20 protein-coding genes are annotated in these 23096 nt (G+C 72.4%); 6 read left to right on the top strand and 14 right to left on the bottom strand.

The genetic code is table 11. From position 1 onward, the window contains the following. Positions 1-212 precede the first annotated feature (212 nt). A complete protein-coding gene (locus WMF27_RS36365; protein WP_437764284.1) occupies positions 213-3686 on the top strand; it encodes an FG-GAP-like repeat-containing protein in 3474 nt (1157 codons plus the stop codon). Here the strand turns inward: WMF27_RS36365 and WMF27_RS36360 are convergent. Together WMF27_RS36360 and WMF27_RS36355 are read right to left on the bottom strand one after the other, a co-directional pair. Further along, positions 3683-4945, bottom strand: coding sequence for a hypothetical protein (locus tag WMF27_RS36360; RefSeq protein WP_437764285.1), 1263 nt, complete (start codon positions 4943-4945; stop codon positions 3683-3685). The genes WMF27_RS36365 and WMF27_RS36360 overlap by 4 nt on opposite strands. A gap of 58 nt (positions 4946-5003) precedes the next feature. Next, positions 5004-7679 (bottom strand): O-antigen ligase family protein, encoded by a 2676-nt coding sequence (locus WMF27_RS36355; protein WP_437764286.1) that lies wholly within the window; start codon positions 7677-7679, stop codon positions 5004-5006. A gap of 180 nt (positions 7680-7859) precedes the next feature. Between WMF27_RS36355 and WMF27_RS36350 the strand changes: the two genes are divergently transcribed. Continuing rightward, entirely contained in the window at positions 7860-7982 is a 123-nt protein-coding gene (locus tag WMF27_RS36350) for a hypothetical protein (RefSeq protein WP_437764287.1), read from the top strand. Between the two features lie 10 nt (positions 7983-7992). Then, positions 7993-8628, top strand: coding sequence for a phenylalanine--tRNA ligase beta subunit-related protein (locus tag WMF27_RS36345; protein ID WP_437764288.1), 636 nt, complete (start codon positions 7993-7995; stop codon positions 8626-8628). Between the two features lie 64 nt (positions 8629-8692). On the opposite strand, the gene WMF27_RS36340 is transcribed toward WMF27_RS36345, so the two are convergent. Together WMF27_RS36340 and metK are read right to left on the bottom strand one after the other, a co-directional pair. After that, positions 8693-9994 carry a hypothetical protein gene (locus WMF27_RS36340; protein ID WP_437764289.1) on the bottom strand — a complete coding sequence of 434 codons (1302 nt, stop codon included), beginning with the start codon at positions 9992-9994 and terminating at the stop codon, positions 8693-8695. Between the two features lie 324 nt (positions 9995-10318). After that, positions 10319-11569 (bottom strand): methionine adenosyltransferase, encoded by a 1251-nt coding sequence (gene metK, locus WMF27_RS36335; protein WP_437764290.1) that lies wholly within the window; start codon positions 11567-11569, stop codon positions 10319-10321. A 446-nt stretch (positions 11570-12015) separates the two neighbouring features. Here metK and WMF27_RS36330 point away from each other — a divergent pair, with 446 nt between their 5' ends. Further along, entirely contained in the window at positions 12016-12411 is a 396-nt protein-coding gene (locus WMF27_RS36330; RefSeq protein WP_437943331.1) for a YbjN domain-containing protein, read from the top strand. 18 nt (positions 12412-12429) lie between these two features. Here the strand turns inward: WMF27_RS36330 and WMF27_RS36325 are convergent, their stop codons facing one another. Continuing rightward, on the bottom strand, positions 12430-12798 hold the full coding sequence (locus WMF27_RS36325; protein ID WP_437764292.1) for a PDZ domain-containing protein: 369 nt from the start codon (positions 12796-12798) through the stop codon (positions 12430-12432). 405 nt (positions 12799-13203) lie between these two features. Between WMF27_RS36325 and WMF27_RS36320 the strand changes: the two genes are divergently transcribed. After that, a complete protein-coding gene (locus WMF27_RS36320; RefSeq protein WP_437764293.1) occupies positions 13204-14157 on the top strand; it encodes a CDP-alcohol phosphatidyltransferase family protein in 954 nt (317 codons plus the stop codon). 58 nt (positions 14158-14215) lie between these two features. Here WMF27_RS36320 and WMF27_RS36315 read toward each other — a convergent pair whose 3' ends face one another. The 5 genes from WMF27_RS36315 to WMF27_RS36295 all read right to left on the bottom strand — a co-directional run bounded on the left by WMF27_RS36315 (position 14216) and on the right by WMF27_RS36295 (position 18305). Continuing rightward, complete coding sequence (locus WMF27_RS36315) at positions 14216-14923, bottom strand: NTP transferase domain-containing protein (RefSeq protein ID WP_437943330.1); 708 nt, start codon at positions 14921-14923, stop codon at positions 14216-14218. Further along, complete coding sequence (locus WMF27_RS36310; RefSeq protein WP_437943329.1) at positions 14920-15483, bottom strand: thiamine pyrophosphate-dependent enzyme; 564 nt, start codon at positions 15481-15483, stop codon at positions 14920-14922. The genes WMF27_RS36315 and WMF27_RS36310 overlap by 4 nt, the downstream gene beginning before the upstream one ends. Next, positions 15480-15992 carry a thiamine pyrophosphate-binding protein gene (locus tag WMF27_RS36305; protein ID WP_437943328.1) on the bottom strand — a complete coding sequence of 171 codons (513 nt, stop codon included), beginning with the start codon at positions 15990-15992 and terminating at the stop codon, positions 15480-15482. The genes WMF27_RS36310 and WMF27_RS36305 overlap by 4 nt, the downstream gene beginning before the upstream one ends. Before the next feature lie 4 nt (positions 15993-15996). Then, the gene (locus tag WMF27_RS36300; RefSeq protein WP_437943326.1) at positions 15997-17661 is read right to left on the bottom strand and encodes an isocitrate lyase/phosphoenolpyruvate mutase family protein; all 1665 of its coding nucleotides are present in this window, start codon (positions 17659-17661) and stop codon (positions 15997-15999) included. Between the two features lie 332 nt (positions 17662-17993). Continuing rightward, positions 17994-18305 carry a 2Fe-2S iron-sulfur cluster-binding protein gene (locus tag WMF27_RS36295; protein ID WP_437943325.1) on the bottom strand — a complete coding sequence of 104 codons (312 nt, stop codon included), beginning with the start codon at positions 18303-18305 and terminating at the stop codon, positions 17994-17996. 81 nt (positions 18306-18386) lie between these two features. On the opposite strand from WMF27_RS36295, the gene WMF27_RS36290 reads away from it, so the two are divergent. Beyond that, complete coding sequence (locus tag WMF27_RS36290) at positions 18387-19676, top strand: NAD(P)/FAD-dependent oxidoreductase (protein WP_437943323.1); 1290 nt, start codon at positions 18387-18389, stop codon at positions 19674-19676. 69 nt (positions 19677-19745) lie between these two features. Here the strand turns inward: WMF27_RS36290 and WMF27_RS36285 are convergent, their stop codons facing one another. The 4 genes from WMF27_RS36285 to purQ all read right to left on the bottom strand — a co-directional run bounded on the left by WMF27_RS36285 (position 19746) and on the right by purQ (position 23055). Then, positions 19746-20087: a hypothetical protein gene (locus tag WMF27_RS36285; RefSeq protein ID WP_437943322.1), complete on the bottom strand. Its 342-nt coding sequence runs from the start codon at positions 20085-20087 to the stop codon at positions 19746-19748. A gap of 160 nt (positions 20088-20247) precedes the next feature. After that, positions 20248-21549: a DNA methyltransferase gene (locus WMF27_RS36280; RefSeq protein WP_437943320.1), complete on the bottom strand. Its 1302-nt coding sequence runs from the start codon at positions 21547-21549 to the stop codon at positions 20248-20250. Then, positions 21527-22333, bottom strand: coding sequence for a zinc ribbon domain-containing protein (locus WMF27_RS36275; RefSeq protein ID WP_437943319.1), 807 nt, complete (start codon positions 22331-22333; stop codon positions 21527-21529). The genes WMF27_RS36280 and WMF27_RS36275 overlap by 23 nt, the downstream gene beginning before the upstream one ends. Continuing rightward, the gene (gene purQ / locus WMF27_RS36270) at positions 22330-23055 is read right to left on the bottom strand and encodes a phosphoribosylformylglycinamidine synthase subunit PurQ (protein WP_437764303.1); all 726 of its coding nucleotides are present in this window, start codon (positions 23053-23055) and stop codon (positions 22330-22332) included. Before purQ ends, WMF27_RS36275 begins: the two co-directional genes overlap by 4 nt. Positions 23056-23096: the final 41 nt, after the last annotated feature.

Here is a 23096-nt window from a genome sequence, read left to right as displayed (position 1 = left end):
AGGTGCCCGCGGCGTCTCCAAAATTCAAGCCGGGGTTCTTACCAGGGGGGACGATGTAGTGCAATGTGCGCATTGTGGCAGGGCGCGGCCTGGCGGCGGCCTGGCGTCGGGGAGGCGAGGTGCGGCACATTCTCGCGCGGTGCGACGCTCGCGCCGATGCAGTACACTCCGGCCGCGCGTTCGGCAGCGAAAAACGCGCTCGGGCAGTCAGAATGGAACGATCGTCCTTCATGGCGCGCGGCGCGGTCGCGAGCGCGGTTTGCTCTGCGCTCCTCCTCGAGGGGGCCTCGGCCTTCGCCGACTGGCCATCTGCCCGTCACGACACGCAGCGCACGGGCGCCACGTCGTCCACGAGCAATATCGTGAAGCCGGCGCCCTACTGGCGGGCGTACCTCGGCGGTGTCCTCTCGACAGGCCGGGTGCTCGCAGGGGACGCGGACCAGGACGGCGATATCGACCTGCTCTTTGTGTCCGGCGGCCGCGTCGTCCTCTCCGATCCGCTGGGGTTCGTCCGCTGGAGCACCCCATCGCTGGGATTGCAGACGCTGCACTCCGTCGACGATCTCGACGGAGACGGGCGGGTCGAGATCGTCGCGCTGAGCGGCGCGGGCGCGGCGGTCATCGATGGATCGAGCGGAGCCGTCCTGTGGCGCGAGGACGCCTCGGAGCTCGGAACGCTCGGGGCCGCGCGCCTCGCGGATTTCAACGGCGACGGTTATCTCGATCTCTTCCTGGACGAGTGCGGCTGTTGCAGCGTGCGCACGGACAGCCCGGGTGTCATCTACAGCTTCGCGGGGGGGTTCGGCGCTGTCGAGCGGTTGCCTCCTCCTCCGCGGCGCGTGCATTGCAACGCGACGATCGACACGGTGGGCGACTGGAACGGAGATGGCGCGGACGATCTCCTCGTGTCCTCCTATGACCAGCTATTCCTCGTCTCGGGCTCGGGGGACGTTTTTGCGGAGTCGGCCAGCATCGGCGCCCATCTCGGCGGGGCCGTCTGCGAGGCGGTGACCATGGGCGATCGGGCGAGCCCCGGTCAACACGCGCTCTGCTTCCAGAATCGGGTCCGCGGCAACCAGGGCGCGCGCGAGGTCACCCTGCTCGCGTACAGGCCGGACGAGAGCCCGTCGCTCGCTGTGGTCTGGCGAAAGATCCTCAGCCCCAATGACGGCGGCGACGCCCGCGCCCCGACGCGCCTCGCGTGGGATCTCGACGGCGACGGCGCGCTCGAGGTGCTGGCGAGCGGCAAGGTGGGCGAAACCTGGACGTCCTTCGTGCTCGATGCCGCCACGGGCGCCGTGCTCGCCACCCTTCCCGACGCGATAGCGCAGGGCGCGGTCCAGGGAGACGCCGGCTCCGAGCAATGGATCGTCGCGTCGCGCGAAGAGCGCGTGTCGGCGTACCGGTTCAGCCGCGCCGCCGGAGGCTCGCTGGAGAGGCTCTGGTCGCTGGACGGCGAGCGGGTGCGCACGCGGCTCGACTGGGCGAGATCCCGCAGGACGAACCTCGCCTTCTCGCTGGTGACTCCGGATCTCACGGGCGACGGACGCGGCGAGCTCGTGCTCGAGTCGACGTCGGAGCCCGTGGCGCTCACCGCGGTCGACATGCAGGGGGGCGGGACGACGGTCGCGGCCGTCTACTCCGTCGAGCCTGGCAGCGGCGTCGCGGCGCTCGAGCTGCCCGTCGCGAGCGCTCCGTCGTGGCCGCGGCTGGTGGTCTCCCGGGCCGATGGGTTCCTCACGTTGCTCGACGCGTCGTTCGGGCCCTCCAACCTCGTGCGGGAGGGGCGCGACGTCCTGCCCGGGATGCGCGTCGGCGGCTTCTACACAGGCCCGGGCGCCTTCGTCAATTTCGGCCGCGCCCCGCTCGCCGCGAGGTTCTCTCCGGAGGACGCCGCCGCCAGCGTCGTGGTCGTCGACAGCCGGGGCGACCTCGTCCGGGTCGCGTCCGACGGCGCGAGCAACGTGGCGCCGGCCAAGCCCGCCTGGCGCGTGAGGGACGCGTTTGGCGCGTCCATCGTTCCCGCCGAGGGGAGCTCGCCCGCGACGCTCGCGTGCTTCAGGCGGCTGCACCCGCTCACCGACCCGGCGAAGTACGCCGTCGCGACGCTCGACGCGAACGGCAGGCCAACGAGCGAAACTCCGCTCGAGAAGCCCCCCGCGTGGGACGTGCTGCACGGGGATCTCGACGGAGACGGCGCGCGCGAGCTCGTGGCGGTCACGGTGGATCCGAGCCTGCACACCGAGGTCGTCGCGATCGATCGGGGCGGCGGCGAGCGGTGGAGACACCGTATCGACGCCTCCGCCGGCACCCAGGCCGTCGCGATCGCCGACTGGAACGGAGACGGCGCGGAGGACGTGGCGGTCGCGATCAACAGGGCCAAGGTGCTCTCGGGCAGGAACGGCAGCCCCCTCGGCGAGAACCCGGAGACGGTGCTCTATTTCATGCCCATCCTCGCCGATGTGTCGGGAGATCATCGGCTCGAGATGACCCTGCAGGGGGGGTATGCCCCCGCGCGGGCGCTGCCGCACGACCTGAGCGCCGCGCTGTGGCGGGGCGCGGAGGACATCCGTCCCTATCCGCACGGCGCGATCGCGCGCTGCGACGGCAAAACGGTCCTCGTCGAGGGGTCGTTCATGAATCCGGCGCGGCTGACGTTCTTCGTGCTGGACGCCGCCAGCGGGGGGCAATCGAGCTTCATCGTCCTCGCGGGCGACGGCGCGTTCGACGCGGAGGACGCCGCAGCGCGGGCGGGCGCCCCGATGGGCCAGCTCGGAGACGTGGCGATCTCGCGGAACCTGACCGGGCGCGCGTCCGCCGGTCCGACCGCCATCGTCGGCTCCACGAACGGCTTCCTCTATGCGGTCGACGCGTGCTCGGCGCGCCTCGTGTGGTCTTATGCTTTCGGCAGCCCCGTCGGCTCACCGAGCCTCGCGGACACCGACGGTGACGGCCACGACGACATCCTCGTGAGCGTGGCAGACGGCTACCTCTACAACATGCGACACGAGATCCTGCCGGCGCCCGAGTTCGTCTGGGACGTCGATCCGGGCAGCGGCGAGCGGGGCGAGGACATCGACGAGATCGAGACGAGGGACACGCTCCACATGAGGTGGTCGAAGGTCGATGGCGCGACGTCGTATCAGGTGACGGTCGTGGGCGGGCAAGGGGATTACCTGAGCTCGCCTGCGTGGCAGGACGTGGGCGACGTCGTCGAAGCCTCGGTCGGCGGGCTGCCGCTCCTCGATGGGGCGAAGTACTACGTCGGCGTGCGCGCGGTCTCTGCCGCCGGGCTCTCGCCGGACCGGGGGTCGGACGGCGTGATCGTGAGGATGCCGCAGGGCGAAGGGGGAGGCGGCGGTGGAGCCGGAGGCGCCGGAGGCGCCGGCGGCGCCGGCGGCGGGGCAGGGGGTGGCGGCGATGGCGGAGCAGGGGGCACCGGCAGCGCAGGTCCTGGCGGAGCCGGCGCGGCCGGGTGGGACGACACGCTCCTGTACGGCCGTGGTTGCGTGTGCACCGAGGCGCCGGGGCAGCGTCCGGCCTCGTGGGCGGCCGGCCTCGGCGCCATCGCCCTGGCGCTCGTCGCCCTCGGCCGGGCCCGCGGGACGGCGAGCGCGCCGCCGAGCCGCCGCGCGACCAGGGCACCTCGCGGGCGCTGGCCGCACGACGCGCGGCCGGCGCGCTAGAAGCTCACGCCCCCGCCGAGCACCAGCGTGAGCGCGAACGCCGCGCTCAGCAGGAGTATCGCGCCGAGCGTGTACCGCCGCACAGGCGCGTCGATCACGAAGGCGAGGCGCGCCACGCCGACCAGCACCGAGGGGCCGAACACGCCGAAATGGCGGACCAGGGGCGCCGGCGCCAGCAGGAGCCATCCGGCCACGCACGCGCTGCTCAGCACGCTGCCCGCCGCGAGCACGCGGCGCGAACCCGGGCCGGAGAAGTAAATGCACATGGCGTCCGTGACGAGCGGAGCCACCGCGGAGACCAGCATCGTCATCGTCATGGCGTCGCGCGCGGCGCCCGAGTGCGGCAGGCCGGGGATCCGGACCGTGAAGATCACATAGATGGCCGCGCCGAGGAGCGAGAGCAGGGCGGCCGGAGGCAGCCAGGCGCGCACGGCGCGCGCCTGCCAGGCCGCCGCGTCTCCAGACCTGCTCGCGCCCGCGACCGCGCGCGCCGCGAACGCCTGCGACGCCTGGGAGAGCACCGCGGCGAACGACCAGTAGAGCACCTGCTGCCCCACGCGATGGTCGCCGATGAGCTTGAGGTTGGCGCTGAGCGAGATCGGGTAAACGATGACCGTCGAGAAGTTCGCGATGGAGTACGGGACCGCGCGCCGGACGATGAGCATCGCGTAACGCGCGGCGCGCCGGAGCCGGGTCGGGCGCAGGAGGAGCAGCGCAGGCGAGGCGCCGGCGATCCCGATCGCGACGGCGACGGCATCGGGGCGCCCCGCGAGCGCGGCCAGCATGGACGCGCCCGGGGAGAAGACGAGGAGCACCGCGAGCGCGTGCACATACCGCCCCCGGAGCTGCCAGCTCGGCCAGATGCTCGGCGAGGCGGCGGCGAGCAGCGAGCACGCGCTGAAGAGCGCGGTGACCAACCCCGCCGTCCCGCCCAGCCCGGTGATCAGCTCATGGGCGAGCGTGCAGCTGAAGGCGAACACGGCGACGAGCGCGATGGCGCCGCCCACGAGCGCGCGGCCCTCCCTGGTCGCGAAGGCGCGCGCGCGGCGCGCAAGGGTCGGCGCGAGGCCGGCGGAGACCAGCGCGACGACGACCATCCCGCGCGACGTGTAGTTGGCGAGCGCGGTGAGCGCCGCGGGGTCGGCCGACAGCGCAAGCACCCACTGGGCCGCGAGAGAGACGGCGCGAGGCAGGATGACCGCGAAGGCGACCCCGGCGCCGCCGTGCATCCCAGCGCGCAGCAACGACGACAGCTTCACAGGGCGATTCGAAGGACGGGGAGGAAGGCGGAGATGGCCACGATCGTGCGCAATCTACCTACGGGCTGAGCGAAGGCGCCAGCGCCTTCGCCTTCTCCTCGAGGACCCGCTTGCGCAGCGCAGGGTCCTGCCCCCCGCGCCGCTGCAGCAGGCGCTCCAGCGCCTTCGACGCCTCGATGTGCGCGCCCGCGCGGCTGGCGGCGTCGGCCAGCTTGAGGAGACGCTCCTCGGTCGGCTCGTCCTGCGCTGCCCGCGCGTAGTAGGTCACGGCCGACGGATGGTCTTTCCGCGCCGTGAGCAGGTCGCCGGCCCAGGTCGACGTCGCCGCGCACGCCGCGAGCGTGGTGCACGACGCGGAGAGCAGCTCGCGGAGCGCGGGGAGGAGCTTCTCGGACGAGGCCATCTGCGCCGCCGCGACGACCCGCAGGCGAAGACAGCCGGCCCGGTTGTCCAGCCGCTCGCAGCTCCCCGAGAGCAGCTGCTCCGCCTCCGCGCTCTTCTTGCCCAGGAGGAGGAGCCGCGCCCTCAGCTGGACCGCGAAGAACGAGTCGTCGTCGAGGCCCTGCACCGCCGCCGCGTGCGCCTCGATCTCCCGCTCGCAGGCGGCCCTCCGCCCGTCGTCACCGCCGCAGCGGGCGGAGCCCGGGACCTCCAGCATCGCGAGCAGCGCATCGCCGGCAGCCCAGTGCGCTCCGACCCGCGCGGGGTCGCGTGCGATCGCCTCCTCCGCGCAGCGCAGGCGCAGCTCGACCTCTTCCCGGCGGTCGCCCGCGGTGGCCATGCGCTCGAGCACCGCGACCCCGGCCTTGCCTTCCGGCACGGCCCGCAGCAGCTCCTCCCACGTGTGGGTCCACTGCCGGGCGAGCCCCGCGGCCGTGTCGGTCACGCCGGGGTCGTCCTCCACGGCGAGCCGCAGGCTCAGGAGCGCCTGCTCCTTGGCGCCGCGCGACGCGAGCACCTCCGCGAGCAGGAGGTGGGCGCGCCCGTGGCGGCGCGAGCGCTCGAGCGTGCGCTGGAGCCATGGGATGGGGCTCTCGCCGCTGCCCCGCAGCGCGGCGACCGCGCCGAGCAGCGGGAAGTACGGCTCCGCGGGGTGGCGGAGGATCGCCGCGCGGAGCTCCTCGCGGAAGCGTGGCCAGCCGGCGCCGCTCGCCGCGCCGGCGTCGCTCTGCGCGCGCAGCGACCGGCGGTCGTGGTCGACGTCACGCCAGCCGAAGCGCACCATCAGGGAGACGAGCGCGAGCGCGGAGGCCGCGGCGCAAGCCGCCGCCTGCCACGGCCGCCGCCGCTCCGGGCCGGGCTCGCCCGCCGGAGCCTCGTGCCGCGGCCGCTCGCCATGGGCCTCACCCCAGAGCGAGCCCAGGGTCGTCGCGAGCGCGATGCTGACGCCTGGCACCTCGAGCCCGAGATCGAACAGGTTCTGGAGGACGAGCACCGCGCAGCCGACCCAGGCGCCGAGCGCCGCCGTGCTCGCGCGCAAGGCGATCTTGCCCGGGCGAAACGCGGCGCCGAGCGCGACGAGCGAGGCCGCCGCGACCGGAGCACCCCACTCGGCCGCCCACTGGATCACCACGTTCTCGGCGTGTGTGAACACGATGTTCCCCGGCGACTGTCGGTACGCCGGGAACACCGTCTCGAACGCGCCGCGCCCGACGCCGAGGAGCCAGTGATCCGCGAGCAGCGGGAGCGTCGAGCGAAAGAGCGACAGCTTGTCGAGGTTGTCGTCCGCCATCTCCGCGAGCGTGCGGTTCGTCGCGGCGAGCGCGGCCAGCAGCGCGCCGCCGCCGATGGCCACGCTCAACAGCCAGGCCGCCGCGCCCCGGCCGCGGGGGCCGGAGCGGTGCCTGCCGCGCCGCCGCGAGAGCAGCGCGAAGAGGGCGAGGCCGAGCGGCAGCACGAGCAGCCCTCCGCGCGACGACGCGATGATGCCGACCCCGACGATCGTGGTGAGGCCGACGCCGGCGACCCAGGGCGGCAGGAGCGGCCTGCTCGTGAGCAGCAGCCCGACCCCCGAGAGGACGCCGAGGTTCAGGTAACCGGCGAGGTTGTTCGGGTTGAGCAGCGGCCCGACGTGCCATGACGCCACCGAGAACCGCGGTTGATACAGGCCGAAGACGGTCGTCGCGCCGAGCAGCCCGTGGGCGATCGTCGTGAGCGCGGCGAGGAACGCGCTGCCGAAGACCAGGGTGATCCCGAGCTTCGCGCCGCGCCGCGCGCCGACGAACGCGGCCGTGATGAAGACTCCGGTATAGGTCAGCCATTTCACGGCCTCCACCAGCGTCGCCCCGGGGTCGAGCGAGGCGCTGGCGTACCGCGGCGCCGCCTCGCCGAGCGGCATCAGGGAGCGCGACCAGATGTCGGCGCTCGCCGGCGAGAGCCGCTCGAGCCACGCGAGCGGCAGCGGCGCGGCCTGCAGCAGCGTATACGCGGTCAGGCCGAGCAGCGTGAGCGCCGGCAGCGTCTTCACGGGAGACGGCTCGCCGGCGATCGCGCTGGCGCGGAGCGAGAGCGCGGCGGCGATCGCCACGACCGCGGACACGAGGGCCAGCGTCGGCGTATGGACAGCGCCGATGGCGAGCACGGACCCGGCGACGATGGCCCCGAGCAGCCACGGGATCACGCGCTCGGCGAGCGGCGGTGCGGTGCCTCCTGGGCGGCTCCGCGCCGCGGCGCCCATCGAGCGCCGGAGCTCGGCGGGCGACCTCAGCTTCGGGCGTGTGGAGTCCGTCGTCACGGCCGGCCAGGGTAGTCGATCTGCGCCGCAGAGGGACGGGGTCGCTCACGGCACCATCGAGTCGACCTGCGCACTCGCGGGATTGACCGAGAGAGTGTGAGATGACGAGCATCCATCCAGGAGCGCTGTCGCGCGCCGCCGCGCATCAATGCGCCTTCCTTCGCGTTCGACGCCGAGCGGTTGATCTCGAAGGGGTCGCTCGAGGCGCGGATCGAGCTCGCGCCCAACCACGCCTCCGGCGACCAGCTCGCCGATCACGACCTGCTCCGAGGAGGCGCTCGCGCAGCCTCGCCGCTCGTGTAGAGTGCGCCGCGTGCTCACGCTCTCGGCGCATCCTCTGCTCGAAGTCGCCGCCTTCGTCACGACGTTCCCCGCGCCGCTCGGCGAGCTGCAGGGGAGCGACGCGCTCCGCGGCCTGCTGTCCGACAAGGCCTCGGCCCCGTTCCGCTCGGACGACGGCGTGCGGTCGGCGGTCCGCGATCTGCTCCGGCACGGCGGTTACAAGCCGACAGGCCGGGGCAAGCCGGCCTCCGAGTACCTCATCCGCGCCGCCGAGGGGGGATCGCTCGCGGCCATCAACGCGGCCGTGGACGCGTGCAACGCCGTGTCGCTGCACACGGGCCTTCCCATCAGCGTGATCGATCTCGACCGCGCCCGCCCGCCGCTCCGCATCGAGGTCGCGCCCGCTGGGGCCCGCTACGTGTTCAACGCCTCGGGGCAGGAGATCGACCTCGAGGGGCTCCTCTGCGTCTTCGACGCGGACGGCCCGTGCGCGAACGCCGTGAAGGACGCGCAGCGGACGAAGACGCACGCGGGGACGACGCGCACGCTCTCGGTCCTCTGGGGCAGCCGCGCGCTTCCGGGCCGCGCCGCGGGAGCGGCCGCCTGGTACAAGGAGCTGCTCGCCGGCGTCGGCGCGGCGACCTCGGACGCGCCGATCGCGGCCTGATCGCCCGGCGCGCGGGCCATCGCCTCCCACGCACGCCGGCGCGCCGCCGCTGCCGCGATGCGCCCTACGGCGCCGGCGCAGGGGGGTCGGGCAGCGTGATCACGCTCTCGTCCTTGTCGGTGAGCCACCGCCAGTTGTCGATGAGCCCGGTCGAATCGAGCTGATGGTCTCCGGCGTCGTAGGCCCCCCATCGGATCTTGATCTCCGTGTTCGGCTCCACGGGCGCCGAGGTGACCAGCCAGCTCGTCCCCGCGCGGCTCTCGAACCCCGTCCCGAGCAGCTCCCGGGTCCCGCGGGTGCACGCGTAGACCCTCTCGTCGAGATCGCAGGGCGGGCCGTCCGCGCAGGCGCAGACGTCGATGAAGGAGTTGTTGACGCTCATCGCGTTCCTCTCGCTGTCGAACAGGATGTGGCCATCGATGAGGTTGGCCGGTCGCGGCGAGAGGAACGCGACGAAGTAATCGTTGAAATTGTCGCAGACGACGGGCCAGTCGAACGTGACGTAATTGACGTTGAACGCGAAGCCGCGGACGTTCGACGGGACCCGGAGAGTGATCTCGACGGCGGTCGGATCGGACGGCTTCGCCGGCACGAGATCCTCGCAGTTGCGAGGGTCCTTCGGAAAGCCCTCGGGGAACTCGCCTTCGTACTTCTTGTCGAAGCCCTGCGGGCTCTCGAACCCCTCGTCGTCCGCCGTCCGCGCCGTGCCGCTCGAGAGGGCGAGCAGCCGCGTGCCCGCCCTCGGCGGGACGTTGGGTCCGAACTTGGGGAGGATGCCGTGCCCGAGGTGGAAGTTGGCGAGCAGCTGGGCTTCCTGCGGCGGCGGCGCGCCGTCGACCATGACCCAGGCGGCGGAGACCACGCCCCAGTCGCGGGGCCCGGACGACATCTTGCACAGCTCGACCGCCCTCGCGGCGTTGAGCGGATCCAGGTCGTCGAGCGGGATCCCGTCGTCGCACGGCTCGGGCACGTTGTCGGGGATGCCGTCGCAGTCGTCGTCCACGGGCTCCGGCGAGGCTCCCCCTTCTCCACCGACCGTCGGGAGCTCGAGCGCTCGCGGGTTGATCAGCGCGTTGCAATCGTCGCAGTCGCCGTCGAGCTCCGTGAAGCCGTCGCCGTCGTCGTCGGCCTCCGGCGAGCCGCTGCAGCCCGCGCCCCCCGCACCCACCCCCGCGGACGAGGCGGCGGTCGTCGCGTCGGCCGTCGTTTCGGCTGTCGTGGTCGGTGTCCCGCCGGTGCTGGAGCTGCTCGCGGCGCCGCCCTCCCCGACATCAAGGCCGCCTACCGGTCCGATGTTCCCGGTGCAGGCCGTGCCCAGACACCCTGCCGCGGTGATGAGGCTCAAGAAATTCAACCAAGGTTTCATCGGTGCTCCTCGAGGTCGCATGGAACCAGGGAGGTTCGGGTCGATCCGGCGATACGGGAGTCGTCGATGATTTTATCAGCAGAAGCGGCCGCAGCAGTCAGCCCATCCCGGCAAAGGTCGGTGCTTTTTTGTGAGGTGAATGCCCACATCGTGGCCCCCGCATCCGACCCAGGCGCCATGGTCCATGCGCGTTCCAGGAGACGCGGGTCGTGGCGACAAAACGCAGAGCGCCGGCGCTTCGACAGCGCCGGCGCTCTCGGCCTCTCCGAGGGGCCGTCCACGGTTCGCCCCGCTCACACGCAGCGGGCGGAGCGCTCTGAACGATCAGGCCTGGGCGCCCACTTCCTTCTTGCCCTTGCGCTTCGGCTCCTTCTTGCTCCCGGCGCCGTTCGTGGTCGCGGGGACCGCGGCGAGCGTCGGGCGCAGCAGGTCCTCGGCCAGCTTGGCCGCGCGGTCCGTCTTCTCCCAGCTGAACTCGTCACGCCCGAAGTGCCCGTACGCGGCCGTCTTTCGGTAGATGGGCTTCAGCAGATCGAGCTGATCGATGATCGCCTTCGGCCGCATGTCGAAGTTCTGCATGATGTACTTCTCGAGCACGTCCTCACCTACGCGGCCCGTGCCGAAGGTGTTCACGTGGACGCCGACCGGCTGCGCGACGCCGATGGCGTAGGCGATCTGCACCTCGCAGCGCGCCGCGAGCTTGGACGCGACGACGTTCTTCGCGACGTAGCGCGCGTAGTAGCAGGCGGAGCGGTCGACCTTCGTCGGGTCCTTGCCGCTGAAGGCGCCGCCGCCGTGCCGGCCCATGCCGCCGTAGGTGTCGACGATGATCTTGCGGCCGGTGAGGCCGGCGTCGCCGAAGGGGCCGCCGACCACGAAGCGGCCGGTGGGGTTCACGTAGATCTTCGTGCTCCGATCCATCAGCTTGGCCGGGATGCACTTCTCGATGATCAGGCTCCGCACCGCGTCGACGATCGTCTTGTGCTTGACCTCGGGGCCGTGCTGCGTCGACACGACGACGGCGCTCACGCGCACGGGCGTCTGATCTTCGTACTCGATCGTGACCTGGGTCTTGCCGTCGGGGCGCAGCCAGTCGAGCTTCTTGGATTTGCGGAGATCGGCGAGCTTCCGGGCGAGGCGGTGGGCATAGCTGATGGGGGAGGGCATCAGCTCCGACGTCTCGTCCGTCGCATAACCGAACATGAGCCCCTGGTCGCCTGCCCCCTGCTCCTTGAAGAGGCCCTCGCCCTCGGTGACGCCGCGGGAGATGTCGGGCGACTGCTTCTCGATCGCCGTGAGCACCGCGCACGTCTCGTAGTCGAAGCCCATCGCGGCGTCGGTGTAGCCGATGTCCTTGATGGTGTTGCGCACGACGACCGGCATGTCGACCCACGCCGAGGTGGTGATCTCGCCGGCCACGACGGCCATCCCCGTCTTCACCAGGGTCTCGCACGCGACGCGGGCCGTCGGATCCTTCTCGAGGATCCCGTCGAGAATGGCGTCGGAGATCTGGTCGCACACCTTGTCGGGGTGTCCTTCGGTGACGGACTCGGATGTGAACTGGTAACGGCGCATGAATCGCTCCTTCGGCGGACTCGAGATCGGACCTCTACGCATAGTTCGAGCGCGGGGCACCGTCAACGCGAGCCGCGGCCTTCCGCGGACAAAAGCGCCGGCCGGACGAGCTGCCTCCGGGCTGTCGGTGTGGGCTGTCAGTGTGGGCTGTCGGTGTGAACGGTGCCGGGCGGCTGTCGCTGTCGACCCGCACCGACGTTCCGCGCAGGCTGCTGCCTGGGCAGCAATCTCACTCGGCTTCGCTGCTTCGCTGCTTCCTCGCTTCGCTGCTTCGCTGCTTCCCTGCTTCCCCGTGCGCCCGCGCTCCCTGGTGAAGGCGCCGCGCTGCCTGCGGGGAGCTTGCCGGCGGCGTCGCCCGCGAGACCGGACGAGCGGGGGGCGTCGGGCCGCCGATCCGGCGCGCTCGCCCCGAGTGCGCCGCGCCGCCAGAGGTTATGATGCCGCGCATGATGTTCGACGAGATCAAGGCGTGCCTGGAGCGCGAGGGCTGGGCTGTGGAGGTCGTATCCAACGACAGCATGCGCAGCGACTTCCAGGGGGCCGAGCGGCTCTTCCCGCTGTTCGTGCGGCTCTCGCCCCCCTTCGTCGTCTTCGCGGTGATCCCGTTCGTGCGGCTCCCGATGGAGCTCGAGGAGGGCGACGCGATCGTGCGGCGCCTGCTCCAGCTGAACCGTGAGATCAACATGGCCAAGCTCTCGGCCGACGAGGAGGGCGACGTGATTCTCAGCGTCGAGTACCGCCTCGAGGACCTCGATCCGAGCGAGGTGCGCGACGCCGTCGACGTGCTCTCCTTCTACGCGAACAAGCACTATGCCGAGCTCGTGGCGCTCACCGCACCATGAGCGGTCACCGACCCCGCTTCAAGGCAGGATCTGCTCCTCTCTGGGCTTGAGCCCCTCGTGCGCCTTCAGCTCGGTGCGCACGACCCGGACGCGCCGCACGTCGCGCCCGCGGACGACGGTGAGCTCGACGGCGCTCCCGACGGCGCCGCGGAGCCGATCGCGCACCGCCGCCGACGAGAGATCCCGGACATACACGCCATCAATCATCATGATCTCGTCGCCCGGGATCAGCCCCGCCCGCTCGGCGGCGAGGCCCGGCGGCACGTCGCGCACGTAGAGCGCCAGCGACTCGTTATCTCGCCCAAGGACCGCGCCGATGGATCCCACGCTCGCGGTGCACCCTGCGGCCACGAGCAGGAGCGCCGCGCTCCAGGACCTGTTTGCCACCGCGGCACCATAGCGCCGAGGAGCCCCGGCGCGCCGCCATTCTCGCAGGGCGCCCCCCGGAGCGCGCGGCGGGACGCGGCCGCCACGTCAGACCGGCCCGAGCGGACGCGCGCGCTCGTCGAACGTCAGAGCGCCGCAGGCGAGAGAATGTGACTTTACAGGAAGGGAGCGCCCGAGTGTGCCTGTCGCGTCCGCACGCGAGGTGCGAAGCGCGGTTCTCGGTGGGGCTTCAGGAGCGCAACCAACTACGCAGCTGGTCGCCGGAGGCGCGGGATACGCGCTGGAGAGCGCGGCGTGGCGCCCGGGCGCGGGCTTGCAGCGATCTGTCACGCCATGTCCATCGAGAGGTCGCAATCCAGTTGGTCTCCGGGGGCGGCTGCCCTAGAGTCCGGGCCGGGGTCGCCGATGCCTGAACCGCGCGCTGCTGCCGAGAGCTCGACACCTGCCGCCCAGTCCGGCGGTGTGCCCGGCGGCTGGAAGATGCGGATGGAGGACCCGCTCAATCGCTACTATCGGTACCCGATCGCGCGCTGGATCGTGCGGGCGCTGATGAGGACGCCGGTCACGCCGAACCAGGTGACGCTGGTTCAGCCGCTCTTCGCCGCGCTGGCCGGTTACCTGGTGACGTTCGATGATCCGAGGCACCTCATCGCCGGGGCGCTCGTGTTCGAGCTCCGCTCCATCCTGGACTGCGTGGACGGCGCGCTGGCGCGGGCGAAGAGGATGGTGAGCCCCGCCGGGCACGCCATTGACGGCCTGGCCGACTGGCTGGGCGTCGTCTTTCTTTATGCCGGCATCTTCTGGCACCTTCACCTTCACCCGCCGCCGGAGGGCCCGTGGAGCGCGGCCGTGCCCACGAACGCACTCCTGCTGATCGCGCTGCTCCAGGGGGCGCTGCGCTCTTTCTCCGCGGACTACTTCAAGCTCAAGTACTGCTCGATCTTCGAGACGGGCACCGACGAGACGGCGGACGTGCTGCGCCGGAAGATCCAGGCGCTCGGCCCCTCCTCCTCGTTCTTTGCCCATTTCGATGTCTTCATCGGGCGCATGGGGCACCTCGCGTTCGAGCACGAGTGGTTCGACCCGCGGCGGAGCCAGTCCTCGACCAGCGCGGATCAGGTAAAGCAGCTGATCCGGGAGGAGGCGTCGCCGCTCACGCGCCTCATCGGCGCGCTCTGGGCGATATCGAACGGCGACGCGTTCCTGTCGATGGTGGTGCTGACGCTCCTCGTGAACCAGCTCTGGCTGGGCCAGGTCTTCTTCGCGACGGGCGGGGTCGTCTGGATCGTCGCGGTCGTCTGGCTGAACGGCTGGTTCCTCCGCGGCGCATCCCGCCGCGCGAAGCTGGCCGTGGCCTGAGCTCGGCGATGGGCTGCGCCGCCGAGCTCGGATCCGCGAGTCCCCCTCAGCGCCCGCTCTAGAGGGCGCTCGCCAGGCGGCGGGCCTTCTCCACGTCTTCTTCGAAGTCGATCTCGGTCCAGGGCAGGTCGTCGACGCGCTCGATACCGAACGGTACCTCCTGGAAAGCGCGGTCCATCGCGGCCTCGTACTCCTGGTCGAGGCGGCCGGCGGAGACCTCCTCCTCCAGGAGGCGCTGCATCGCGCGACCGCCCTGCGGGCCGACCTTGGCGAAGCCGACGGTCTCGCCGGCGATGTCCCAGTCCTTGCCCACGCGGCGCGCGATCTTGAGGACGCGGCCGGCGCGGACGCCGACCATCATCTCTTCGCCGCTCTCCTCCGAGCTCGCGTCGACCAGCAGGCAGTTCTCGTGGGGCGAGCTCACGAGGCGCCGCAGCAGCGCGGCGGGGTACAGCACGTCGGCGTCCATCCACAGCCCGCCGCCCGACAGCCGGTCGGCCGCCACGTGGAGCGAGACGATGCTGCCGTGGGTGAACCGCGGGTTCTTGACGAGCTCGATCTTCAGCGAAGGGCGGAGCGAGGCGAGCGCGTCCTCGATCATCTCGTGCCGGAAGCCGACGACGATCGTCAGATCGGTGACGCCGCTCTCGGTGAGGTTCACGAGGTGGCGCTCGAGCAGCGTCTTGCCCTCGATCGAGATGAGGCACTTGGGCGCGTCCCGGCCGATGCGCCGGCCGCGGCCGGCGGCGAGCAGGATCGCCCTCATCGGCGCGCCTCGGCCGCGAAGCGGGAGGCGAGCTCCTGCGGCGTCTCCGCGACGCGGCCGATGCCCTTCACGGTGCCGCCGTCGACGAGGGCGAGGACCATGACCGGGCCCGGCTGCACGAGCGCGACGCGCAGCGACGCCTCGAAGGACTCGGCGGAGTCGGCGCGGTGCGTGGCGCGGTAGCCGACCGCGCTGGCGACCGACTCGAGCCTCACGTCGCCCGAGATCGTCCGCTGCCCGCCCGTCGAGGCGTGGGAGCGGTTGTCGAGGACGACGTGCACGAGGTTCGCCGGCCGCTCGCTGCCGACGCTGGCGAGGGCGTTCATGCCCATGAGGACGTTGCCGTCGCCGTCGAGCACGAAGATCCGCTTGCGCGGCTGCGCGAGCGAGAGCCCCAGGCCGATCGACAGGCCGAGCCCCATCGAGCCGATCATGTAGAAGTTCGAGGGCCGGTCCTGCGTCGTGTAGAGCTCGCGGCCGATCATGCCGTTGCAGCAGACCACGAGGTCGTCCTTGCCGACCGCCGCCGTGAACACCTTCAGCGCTTCGAGCTTGTTCATTCGAGCACCCCCGCGGGCACGATGAGCGCCGCCGGCTGCCTGGTGGAGAGCATGACGTCCTTCGCCCACTGCACCTGGGGGCCCATCGGCTCGGCGGCGCGGAGGACGCGGTGCTGGATCTTCATCAGATCGAGGATGGGGAGCATGATCTCGCCCATCATGATGTGCTCCGGGGCGTCGTTGCCGCCCTCGCCGCGCCAGGAGATGACGAGCAGCGTGGGCACCTCGTACATCGTGCTGAGCGAGGCCAGCGCGTTCACGGAGACGCCGAGCCCGGAGTTCTGCATCAGGACCATCGGCAGCCTGCCGCCGAGCCAGGCGCCGAAGGCCATCCCGATGGCGCTGTCCTCGCGGGTCGCCGAGATGTAACGGGCGCTCGTGTCGGCGTCGAGCCGCGAGACCAGGCCCTTCAGCAGCGAGCAGGGCACGCCCGCGAAGAAGTCGAACCCCGCCTCCTTGAGCGCGGCGACGAACTCGGGCGCATACGATTTGCCTGAACCGTGGGACATCGCCTCACTCCTTGATGAGCGCCCAGGCGCGACGGTAGTCCTCGAACGTGTCGATCTCGAGCCACCCCTTGTAAACGTCGATCGCCTGCACGTCCGCGCCGCGGTCGACGAGCTCCTGGAGCAGGTCGGTGAAGGTCGCGTTGCGGAGCGACTCGGCCTCGTGGAAGCCGCCCTTCGCGCGGCTCTCCTGCAGCTGGTGGTAGCAGTCGGTGAGCAGGCGCGCGCCCTTCGCGGTGAACATGGCCATGCCCACGAACTCGCCGTGCGCCTCGCCCGCGGGGATCGCGCGGCCGACGCGGGCCACCCGGTGCGGCGCCTCGGCGCCGACGAAGCGGTAACCGGCCTCCTGCGCGTCCTTCAGGGCCACGAGGTCGGGCACGCCGCGCGCGTCCTTGGGCCGCTGGCCCTCGGCGTACGCGCGGTCGACGACGATCGAGATGTCCGCCGGGCTCTTGAGGAGCTTCTCGAGGTGGCCGCGCTCGAACACGATGTCGCCGTAGAGGAAGAGGAACGGCCCGCTCAGCTCCTTGGAGGCGCGGAAGAGCGAGACCACCTCGTTCGTCGTCGCGTACTCGTCGTTGTCGTAGAAGCGGGCGTTCGGGACCTTGATCGCCTCCTTCTTGTACCCGCGCACGACGGCGACGTCCTTGACGCCGCAGGCGTTGAGCACGTCGATCTGCCGCTCGAGGATGCTCTTGCCCTTCAGGTCGAGCATCGGCTTCGGCAGCTCCTCCGTGAGCGGCAGGAGCCCCTGGCTCTGGCCGGCGGCGAGGATGACGGCGGTGACGCCCGGGCTGCCGGAGGGCAGGAAGCTCGACTCCTCCTGCTTCATCTTGTCGACGCCCACGAGCTGGTAGACGCGCTCGAGCGGCACGACCTTGTCGTCGACGCTGCCGGTGTACATCTCGCGCTTCAGCGTCTGGAGCGTCTCCGTCATCGCCTTGATCGACGAGCGGATCGCGTGGTTCGCGAAGATGATCAGCTTGAAGCCGGCCTTGTGCAGCGTGTCGACGCTCGTCGTGCGGTAGATCGTCGGCACGCAGACGAGCGGCGTGTTCGGGCGGTCCCACGCGCGGGCGAAGGAGAGCACCTCGTCCGGGTCCTTGCTCTTCGAGTGGATGAGGACCATGTCGGCGCCCGCGTCCGCGTAGGCGCGGCCGCGGCGGAGCGCCTCCTCCATCCCCCAGCCGGCGATGAGCGCCTCGGTCCGCGCGATGACCACGAAGTCGCGATCCTTCTGCGTCGCCTTCGCCGCGCGGACCTTGAGCGCGTGCTCCTCGACGTCCGCGAGCTCGCGCTTCACGCCGGCGTAGAAGCTGCAGCGCTTCGGGAAGATGTTGTCTTCCATGCAGATCGCCGCGATGCCCGCCGCCTCGTACTCCTCGACGCAGCGGACGACGTTGACGGCGTTGCCGTAGCCGTTGTCGCAGTCCGCCACGACCGGGAGCGACGTGTTGTTCATCATCTTGGCGGCCTGGAGGTTCTCCGCCATCGTGAGGATGTTCGCGTCCGGCACCGCGTAGCTCGCGGAGATCTCGAAGCCGGAAGCCCAGAGCCCGTCGAACCCTGCCTCTTCGCCGATCTTTGCAGAGAGCCCGTTGTGCGCGCCGATGATGACGATCGGCCCGGGGCGGGCCATGAGGTCGCGCAGCTTCCTGGCTTTGGTCACGTCTCCTCCACTCCTCCGCGCGGTGTTGCCATCTCTGCCCGGCGGGCGACCGCGCCCGCGTGCGCCGCGGTGCGTGTCCCCGGCGAGCGGCGTCCCGTCGTCACCGCGCGCGGGCAGCTCCGGGGGCGCCTGATCTCGCTCTCCTCCCCGAGGAGCCGGGCTTCAGAACGGGGCCTGCCTTAACACCGTTCGCCAGTGCCGCCAATGGCAGGGCACGACCGGAGCAGACGATCGCGAGGGCGGCGGAGCGCGCTCTCCGCCGCAGGGACGTGCGCGCTGCGGCGGTGCCTGATGGCGGGCGCGCGTGATGCTCACCGCGCGCCCACTGCAGCTCAGCCCTCGCGGCCGACGACCCCGCGCAAGCGGACCAGCCCGGGGCCCGCGCGGAGCACCGCCTGGCACGCGAGCCGGAGCCGCGGCGGGGCGCCGAAGCGCTCGAGCAGATCGCGCTCGCCGCGCGCGGGTGGCTCGAGGAGCTGCTCCCCTTCGACGACCTCGACGCGGCACGTGGCGCAGCGCGCGTCGCGGCACGAGAACACGATCGGAGCGCGCGCGCTGTCGCAGACATCGATGAGCCTGCCGGCTCCCGTCTCCGCGGTGACGGCGGGGCCGAGCGCGCCGTCCTCGAACACGACCGTGGGCACCGCCGATCCCTCCTCCCTCACCAGGCGCGCGACGCCGAGAGCGCATTTTCTCGGGCGTCGGCACGCATTATACGACGAGCGATGACGGATCGCTGGGACGCAATCATCCTCGGCGGAGGGCCGGGTGGGTCGACGCTCGCCGCATCGCTGGCCCGCCTCGGCCGCCGGGCCCTCGTGCTCGAGCGCGAGCGGTTCCCTCGCTTTCACATCGGCGAGTCGCTGCTGCCGCTGTCCCGCGAGGTCTTCGAGCGGCTCGGGCTGGACGAGGAGCTGGACGCGCGCTTCCTCCGCAAATATGGCGCCCGGTTCCTGTGCTCGTCGACGGGGCGGACGCGGACGTACAGCTTCGCCGACGCGTTCGATCCGAGGTTCGAGTTCGCCTACCAGGTGCAGCGCGACGCGTTCGACCAGCTGCTGCTCCGCCACGCCGCGGAGCTCGGGGCGGAGGTGCGCGAGTCGTGGGAGGCCGTCGAGGTGGTGTTCGAGGGCCCCCGCGCCGTCGGGGTGCGCGCGCGGCCCCGCGCTCGATCCGACGGCGCCGGGCCGGAGGAGGCCGCGGCCGCGCGCGCCGGCTCGAGCGACGCCGTCGAGCTCCGGGCGCCGGTGATCGTGGACGCGACGGGGCGGGACACGCTGCTCGCATCGAGGATGCGGCGGAAGGCGCAGCTGGCCGAGCTCGACAAGACCGCCCTGTTCACCCACTACGAGGGCGTGCCCCGCGAGGAGGGGATCCACCAGGGTGACATCCAGATCGTCCTCTTCGAGCACGGGTGGTTCTGGTTCATCCCGTTCCGCGGCGAGGTGACGAGCGTCGGCGCGGTGGTGTCGTCGAGCTGGATCCGGGGCCGGGCGAAGGGGGAGCGGCTCGACGAGCTGTTCGAGCGCACCGTCGCGCAGAGCGGCTGGGCGCGGGAGTTCCTCGCGAGCGCGCGGCGCGTCAGGCCGGTGGGGGCGCTCGCCGATTTCTCGTACCGGATCGACCAGCTCGCCGGAGATGGATGGCTCTTCGTGGGCGACGCGGGCGGGTTCCTCGACCCGCTCTTCTCGACGGGCGCGCACCTCGCCATCAAGGGCGCCGATCTGGCCGCCACGACCATCCACCGCGCGCTCGACGCCGGGGACACCTCGCGCGCCGCGTTCGCGGCCTACGAGGCGGAGATCCGCTACGCCGTCGATCTCTTCCTGGGGGTCGTTCAGGGCTTTTACAAAGGCCAGTTCCGGGAGACGCTGTTCGAGCCGAACCAGCGGCCCACGATGCGCAAGCTCATCACCAGCATGCTCGCGGGCGACGTGTTCCACGCCGAGCGGCGGCCGCAGTGGGCCTCGTTCCTCCGGCAGCAGTATCCGGCGGAGGTGCCCGCCTTCGCGTGAAGCGCGGCGGGCGGCCGAGCGTGTGCCTCGTCGCGCGCGCGCTCGCCCGGGCGCTCGGCCGTCCGGCGCTCAGCGGCCGCACGCTTCGCGGTCCAGGACCGCGTCGCTCATCTGCTTGCATGCGGCCGCGAGCGCGACGCGCGCCTCCGCCCTCGCGTCGCCCTCCAGCGCCTCGTCGTCGGCCTCCGCCTTGGCCTCGAGCACGTCGCGCGCGATCCGGATCGCGGCCTCGTGGCTCTTCCTGCTCTCCGCGGGCAGCTTGCCGGCGCAGGTGGTCATCGCGACCAGGTAGCTGTCGCAGGCGTCGACCCCCGTGCTGTCGAGGTCGGCCATCCCCGGATCGCCGCCTGCCTTGCCGCAGCCGAGGGCGAAGGTGCCCCAGAGAAGAAGTGCCAGGTGAGCTCTCGCCATGGTCGCGCGCGCCGGAGCGCCGCGCGCCGCAGGAGGCCGGTGCTGGCCGCCTCGCGCGCTGCCCGACGCCGGCGCACCCTGCCATGAGCCCGCGCCGCGGGGCAATTTTTGGTGGCTCCTGCGCGGCGGCGCGCCCTGCCATGCGCCTGCGCCGCGCGGGTCAGGTGCGGATCAGCAGGATGGCGTGCTCGTGGCGCGGGCGGCGCTGGAAGGCGCGCGCCGTGGGGCGGTGGAAGTGGGGGCGCGGCTGCGACGCGACCGCGCGGACCGCGAAGCGCGCGCCGGACGCGGCGGCCCTGACCACGTCGACCGCGTAGACCGGCGCGCCGGCGACCACGCTGTCGGCGATCAGCAGCACGAGCGGCGCGCCGCTCCGGAGGACGCGCGCGAGCGCGGCGAGCACGCCGCCGAGCTCGTCGCGCCAGCGCGCGCGGCCGGCGTCGGGGCCGAGCGGGTCGAGGTGCCGGCGGGCCCCGATCTCGTCCTGCTCGAAGCGGGCGCTGCGGAGCCGGAGCCAGCGCAGCCTCGCCTCGTGGTGGGCGAGGTAGTCGTACACGCCCGGGTAGGGCGGCGACGTGATCGCGAGGTGGACGGAGCCGGCCTCGACGCCGCGGAGCACGCGCGCGTCTCCCTCCTCGACGAGCGCGGGGGGGCTCGCCTCGAGCGGCGCGGCGACCTCGGCGAGGCGCTGGGCGAGCTCCTCCGCCTTGCGGAGGAAGAGCCGCGCCGGATAGCCGGCGGCGATCCGCCGCGGCAGCTCGTGCTCCGACGTGTCGGACGTGCGGCGGCTGAGCTTCGTCAGGATGGCGGAGAGGACGAGCTCGAGATCGGCGCGGAGCGCGTCGGCGCCGTGGCCCGCGATGCGGTCGAGGCCGACGCGGAGCCCGTCGAGCTCGAGGAGCACGTGCGGCTCGAACAGGGCCACGTCCTCGGGGCCGTACCGGCGGCTCGGACCGGCGCGCGCCTTGCGGCGCTCATCGGCCGCGGCCGCGACCTCGCGGGCGGCGGCGACGAGCCGCTCGCGCTCGCCGGCGGTGCTGCCCTGCACCTTGAGGCGGGCGAGGCGCACGGCCAGCGGGTTCGCGTCGACGCCGATCGCCGCCCGGCCCGCGAGCCGGGCCTCGACGAGGACGGTGCCGCTGCCGCAGAAGGGGTCGAGCACCCGCTCGCCCGGCCTCGAGAGGCCCTCGATCAGCCGGCGGGCGGTGTCCGGGTGCATCCGGGCCGGGTAGCTGTGGAACCCGTGCACGTGCGCGCGCGCCGCTTCCTCCGCCGTGCTCGAGCTGGCCACGTCGAGCGCGTGGGCGAGCTTCGCGGCGCTTTCGGGGTCGCCCTCGAGCACCGTCGCGCCGCCGATGTGGGTCAGGGCGCGGCGCTCCTGGGGCGCGGGGCGGCCCGCGCGGGCCTTCTGCTGCGGCGGGCCTGGCTTCGGCTTGGGATCAGCGCTTCGCGGGGTCGACATGGGCGGTCCGTTGCGTCATGGGCTCGGCAGCGAAGGCTTCCTCTTCGGCGGCGAGGGCGCGCGCCACGCCCTCGGCCCCCGCCTCGCCCCGGTCTTCGCCGCGCGCCGCGCCGACGCGCAGCTTCGGCGCATAGCCGAACTCGCCCGCGGGGCTCACCGCGCCGCGCACGACGTCGTTGACCTCCAGCAGGGCGAGGAGCTCCTCGCCCTGGGACTCGGCGACGCGGAGGGTCGAGGCGAGCCCGCCGGCGGTGAGCGGGCCCTCGGCCTGGCGGGCGATGTCGGAGGCGACGGAGACCCAGGCGGCGTCGAGCGCGGGCGCGATGTCCCGGCTCCGCGACTTCGCCCGCCGGAGCGCCCAGAGGGCGAAGGCGCCGACGGGCGCCATGGTCAGGAGGCCGGCGGTGAAGAGCCCGACGCTCGCGCTGAGGACGAGCAGCAGCACGGCGAACAGGAAGAGCTCGAAGCCGAGCAGCGCGCTGGCCGCGACGCCCGCGGCGCGCCAGACCGAGCGCGCCGAGGCCGCCGCGCGCGCCTTCTGGAGCAGCGGCACCTCGCGGCCGGATCGCTCGACGCGGGCGTCGGCGACGGGGACGCGCGGGCCGCCGCAGGCGTCGCACGCGAAGCGCAGCTCGGGGTGCGCCGAGACGCCGGTCACGCCGCCGCAGTGCGGGCAGGCCTCGGCGCGCGCGGCCGCGCCGCACTGCGGGCAGCGATCGCCCTCCGGCGCGAGCGCCGCGTCGCACACGCGGCAGCGGGCGGCGCCGGGCGACGCGTCGCTCACGGCGCGCTCGCGGATGGGGCCGGGCGGGCGCCGCCCACGCTGCGCAGCACGGCGTCGAACAGGGCGCGCCCGTCCGCGCGGCCCTGGCCCTGGAAGGGCTCGCTCATCCGTTCGGGGTGCGGCATCAGCCCGAGCACGTTCCGCCGGGGCCCGCCGTAGATGCCGGCGATGTCCATCGCCGATCCGTTGGGGTTCGCGTCGCCGCCGACCAGCCCCTCCCGGTCGCAGTACTGCAGCGCGATGGCGCGCTCCTCGACGAGCTTGCGGAGCGTCTCCGGATCAGCCTGGTAGCGCCCTTCGGCGTGCGCGATCGGCAGGCGGAGCACCCGCGGCAGGCCGGTCGTGAACGGCCCTTCCGCGCGCGGCGTCACGAAGACGTCGCGGCACTCGAAGCGGAGGTGCGCGTTGCGGGTGAGGGCGCCCGGGAGCAGCCCCGCCTCGGTGAGGATCTGGAACCCGTTGCAGACGCCGATCACCAGGCCGCCGCGCTCCGCGTGCCGCCGGATGGCGGGGACGATCTGGCTCGTGCGCGCGATGGCGCCGCAGCGCAGGTAATCCCCGTAGGAGAACCCGCCGGGGATCGCGACGAGATCGGTGCCTGCGGGGAGCTCGGCGTCGCGGTGCCAGGCGGTCGACGTGCGGACCTGGAGCACGTCGCGGAGCGTATGGATCATTTCGGCATCGGCGTTGGAGCCCGGGAAGATGACCACGGTCGCGTGCATGGCGGTCGACGTACTCCGATTGCCGGCGCTCGGCCAGGGGT

This window comes from Sorangium sp. So ce281 (genome assembly GCF_051527395.1).
Classification (GTDB): domain Bacteria; phylum Myxococcota_A; class Polyangia; order Polyangiales; family Polyangiaceae; genus Sorangium; species Sorangium cellulosum_B.
Note: the sequence above shows the minus strand (reverse complement) of the source record. Positions and strands in the feature narration are given on the sequence as shown.